Source organism: Pseudomonas sp. Nvir (assembly GCF_963778085.1).
GTDB lineage: Bacteria > Pseudomonadota > Gammaproteobacteria > Pseudomonadales > Pseudomonadaceae > Aquipseudomonas > Aquipseudomonas juntendi.
The window spans coordinates 1-4,480 of sequence record NZ_CAVZVN010000001.1; the positions used below are offsets into that span (position 1 = coordinate 1).

Here is a 4,480-nt window from a genome sequence, read left to right on the forward strand (position 1 = left end):
GTTCAATAATACGCCCATAGAGACGGTATACCTGTGAAAATCATTGGCCCGTCACACTGTTTCTCTACCCGAACAACTAAAGCCAACGTGAACTTTTGCGGACCTTGTGTCCGCTTTTTTTTTGCATAAAAAACCCGGCGTCATCAGGCTCGGCCGGGTTCAGAGAGGCGGATGCCAGAGAATTAGCTCAGGCGCGCTTTTGCGTCGCTGATAGCCTGCGCCACCTGCTGCGGCGAAACGCCGCCTTTCGCTGCGCGTTTATCGAGGCAGGACTGCAGAGACAGAATCGGATAAACATCGTCTGCGATGACCGGACTGAATTTCTGCAGATCGGCCAGGGGCAGCGCTTCCAGCGGTTTCCCTTGCGCAATGGCTTCCACTACCGCCTCACCAACAATATGGTGCGCTTCACGGAACGGAACGCCTTTCGCCACCAGATAATCTGCCAGTTCTGTGGCGTTGGCATAGCCCTGCTGCGCCGCTTCCGCACAGCGTGGGCGTTTCACCTGGATGCCATCCAGCACCAGGGTCGCCATATGCAGACAGTCGAGCCAGGTATCCAGGGCGTCGAAAAGCCCCTCTTTATCTTCCTGCATGTCTTTGTTGTAGGCCAGCGGCAGGCCTTTCAGCGTCATCATCATGCCGGTCAACGCGCCCTGCACGCGGCCGCATTTACCACGAATTAATTCCAGCGCGTCCGGGTTTTTCTTCTGCGGCATCAACGAGGAGCCGGAGGTTACGCGATCAGAAAGTTCGACGAAGTTCGCCTCGCCGGAGTTAAAGAAAATCAGATCTTCAGCAAAGCGCGACAGATGCACCATGCCGATAGACGCATCGGAAAGCAGCTCCAGAACATGGTCGCGATCGGAAACGCTGTCGAGGCTGTTGCGGGTGGCAGAGGCAAAGCCCAGCCAGCCGGCCAGCTGCTCGCGGTCGATTTCATACGCCGTCCCCGCCAGCGCGCCGCAGCCCAGCGGGCTAACGTCGAGGCGCTTCAGCGCGTCCTGCAGGCGGCTTTCGTCACGCGCCAGCATTTCAACATAGGCCAGACACCAGTGTGCGAACGTCACTGGCTGGGCACGCTGCAGGTGAGTGTACCCCGGCATCACCGCGTCCTGGTTATGCTGGGCTGTCTCCACCAGCGCGCTCTGCAGCTGGCGGTTCGCCGACAGCAGTTCGACAACGGTATCTTTGCACCATAGTTTAAGATCGGTGGCGACCTGGTCGTTACGGCTGCGCCCGGTGTGCAGTTTCTTGCCCAACTGGCCCACTTTATCGATCAGCTTGCCTTCCACCCAGCTGTGAATATCTTCGGCATCGCTGGCGAGGATTTGCTGCGGATTGGCGCGCACCTCTTCCAGCAGCACGTTCAGCGCTTCTTCCAGCTGCTGCTGTTCAGCGGCACTCAGAACGCCGACCGTTACCAGCGCTTTCGACCAGGCGACAGAGCCAACGATATCCTGCTCCGCCAGACGATAGTCGAAGCGCAACGAGTCGTTGAACTGTTTGAACCGTTGATCTGCTGCCTGTGTAAAACGCCCGCCCCAAAGTGCCATAACATGCTTCCTTTATTCGTTAGTTCTGCCGGCGGCATTGTGCCGCCCGGCCTACAGTCTGTAAGCCCGGCAGACGACGCGCCGCCGGGCATGAAATCTTAAGCCAGAATACGTGTGCCGATCGGCGTGCCGTTAAATAACGCTGGCAGCTGCTCGGCGTGACGCCAGGAGGCGATATCCACCGGACGGCCCAGGGCACGTGCGGCGTCAAGGGCCGCATTCACTTTAACAATCATGCCGTCAGTGATAATGCCCTGCTCGATCAGCTGCTCCGCTTTCTCGGCGGTCATCTCGGCAATACGCTGTCCTTTACCGTCGAGGATACCGCTGACATCAGACAGCAGGATCAGATCCGCCCCCAGGGTGGCCGCCAGCGCCGTCGCCGCCTGGTCAGCATTGACGTTCATCAGCTGGCCTTCATCGGTCACCCCGATAGAGCTCACCACCGGCAGGTAACCGCCCGCCAACAGGGTGTTGATCAGCGCCGGGGAGCCCGGCTGCGCCAGCCCGACATGGCCCAGCTCGGCATCCAGCTGCGTGACCTTCACGCTATCGCCATCGCCGAGGAACAGGCCTACCGAGGAAATACCATGTTTTTTCGCCCATGCCAGCAGCGTTTTGTTGGCGGTTCCCGCCAGCGCGCCGGTAATGATGTCAATCTGATCGGCAGGCGTAACCCGCAGGCCATTTTTCTTTTTCACCGGCAGATTAAGCTGCTTCATCAGCTCATCCACCACGCAGCCGCCGCCATGGACGATAATCAGCGGGCGCTGGTGCGCTTCACGGTAGTTAACCAGCGCGGTAAACAGGCGCTCCAGCGCCTCTTCGCTATCGAGTAATACGCCGCCGAGTTTGATAATTAATGGGTTCATCATCACACCTTAAATAAGAGACTGCGTCTCAGCGAAGCCGAAACGAATATTCGCGCACTGCACTGCCTGCGCTGCGGCGCCTTTCAGCAGGTTATCTTCAGCCGCGACGACGATGAGATGGTCGTCCTGCACGGCAAAACCGATATCACAGAATGGCAGACCCTCGACGCTTTTTAATGCGGGTACGCCTTTATCATATAAACGTACCAGCGGTTTATCGGCGTAAGCCTGCTGGTAAACCGCTGCGATCTGCGCGTGGCCGACGCCCGGCTTCAGGCGGCAGGTAATGGTTTCAAGGATGCCGCGCTTAAAATTACCCAGGTGCGGGGTAAAAATCACCTTTGCCCCGAGGTGGCTGGCAATCTCCGGCTGATGGCGATGGTTAAATATGCCGTATGGCTGCAGGCTCACTTCACAGAAGCTATTGCCGATCGCGGCTTTACGACCCGCGCCGCTCACCCCGCTGGTGGCGTTGATCACCGGCCACTGGTTCAGATCCAGCAGATTGGCCTCAATCAGCGGCTTCAGCGACAGCTGCGCCGCCGTCGGATAGCAGCCAGGCACCGCGATTAACTGCGCTTCTTTAAGCGCATCCGCGCTCCACTCCGCCAGACCATACACCGCCTGTTTGAGCAGGTCGGGATGTTGATGAGTGAAACCGTAATATTTTTCGTAGAACGCCCCATCGTTAACGCGGAAGGCACCGGAAAGATCGAACACCACGCAGCCGGCGGCAAGGAACTGCGGCGCCAGGTCGTGACTCACTTCGTGCGCGGTGGCGAGAAACACCACGTCCACGCCAGCGCTGAATTCGCTGATATCGGACATCGGCTGCAGCGGCATATCGACAATGCCTTTGAGCTGCGGATGCAGGTCGGAAATTAATTTTCCCGCATCATTGCTTTGCGCGGAGACCGTCAAAGCGGTTATGTTCATATGCGGATGACGATTGATATAGGTCACCAGCTCTGCGCCGGCATAACCACTGGCACCCACAATCAGCGTATTTAACATTGGAAGCGCATCTCCTTACATTCGATGGGTTTTCTTACGCTCAACGATATTGTATTTTTATTCACAATAAATGCATGAATATTGATACTATCACGACCCAAGGTGTGTCAACAATGAAAAACAATTTACCGCCCTTTATCGAGATTTACCGCGCGTTGATCGCCACACCGTCCATCAGCGCGACCGAAGAGGCACTCGATCAAAGCAATGAGTCTTTAATCAATTTGCTGGCAGGCTGGTTCCGCGATCTCGGCTTCAATGTTGAGATACAGCCGGTGCCGGATACGCGCCATAAATTCAACCTGCTGGCCAGCACCGGACACGGCGCCGGCGGCCTGCTGCTCGCCGGGCATACCGATACCGTGCCATTCGATGATGGCCGCTGGACGCGGGATCCGTTCACCCTCACCGAACACGATAACAAGCTCTACGGCCTCGGCACGGCTGACATGAAAGGCTTCTTCGCCTTTATTCTCGACGCCCTGCGCGATGTCGACGTCACCACGCTGAAAAAACCGCTGTATATTCTGGCCACCGCCGACGAAGAGACCAGCATGGCCGGCGCGCGCTATTTTGCCGAAACCACCCAGCTGCGCCCGGACTGCGCCATCATCGGCGAGCCCACCTCCCTGCAGCCGATCCGCGCCCACAAAGGACATATGTCCAACGCGATCCGTATTCAGGGCCAGTCCGGCCACTCCAGCGATCCGGCACGCGGAGTTAACGCGATTGAGCTTATGCACGACGCCATCGGCCGCATTATGCAGCTGCGCGATCTGCTAAAAGAGCGCTACCACTTCGAGGCGTTCACGGTCCCTTACCCAACCCTCAACCTGGGCGCTATCCATGGCGGCGATGCCTCAAACCGTATCTGCGCCTGCTGCGAACTGCATATGGATATCCGCCCGCTGCCGGGGATGACCCTCAACGATCTTAATGGTCTGTTGGGCGAGGCGCTGGCGCCCGTCAGTGAGCGCTGGCCGGGCCGCCTGACGGTCTCAGAGCTGCACCCGCCGATCCCCGGCTACGAATGCCCGC

4 protein-coding genes are annotated in these 4,480 nt (G+C 58.1%); 1 reads left to right on the forward strand and 3 read right to left on the reverse strand.

The genetic code is table 11. The features are described from left to right. Positions 1 to 182: 182 nt before the first annotated feature. The 3 genes from argH to argC form a co-directional block, all read right to left on the reverse strand. On the reverse strand, positions 183 to 1,556 hold the full coding sequence (argH, locus tag AACG97_RS00005; protein WP_023340882.1) for an argininosuccinate lyase: 1,374 nt from the start codon (positions 1,554 to 1,556) through the stop codon (positions 183 to 185). 98 nt (positions 1,557 to 1,654) lie between these two features. Then, positions 1,655 to 2,428 (reverse strand): acetylglutamate kinase, encoded by a 774-nt coding sequence (gene argB / locus AACG97_RS00010; protein WP_012543259.1) that lies wholly within the window; start codon positions 2,426 to 2,428, stop codon positions 1,655 to 1,657. Between the two features lie 9 nt (positions 2,429 to 2,437). Further along, entirely contained in the window at positions 2,438 to 3,442 is a 1,005-nt protein-coding gene (gene argC, locus AACG97_RS00015) for an N-acetyl-gamma-glutamyl-phosphate reductase (RefSeq protein WP_022064625.1), read from the reverse strand. 113 nt (positions 3,443 to 3,555) lie between these two features. Here argC and argE point away from each other — a divergent pair. After that, a partial coding sequence (argE, locus tag AACG97_RS00020) for an acetylornithine deacetylase (RefSeq protein WP_338463204.1) occupies positions 3,556 to 4,480 on the forward strand: 925 nt, incomplete at its 3' end.

Bases quoted from the DNA above. Each gene is read 5' to 3' on its own strand.
- argB (WP_012543259.1), bottom strand. From the start codon at position 2,428: ATGAACCCATTAATTATCAAACTCGGCGGCGTATTACTCGATAGCGAA.
- argH (WP_023340882.1), bottom strand. From the start codon at position 1,556: ATGGCACTTTGGGGCGGGCGTTTTACACAGGCAGCAGATCAACGGTTC.
- argC (WP_022064625.1), bottom strand. From the start codon at position 3,442: ATGTTAAATACGCTGATTGTGGGTGCCAGTGGTTATGCCGGCGCAGAG.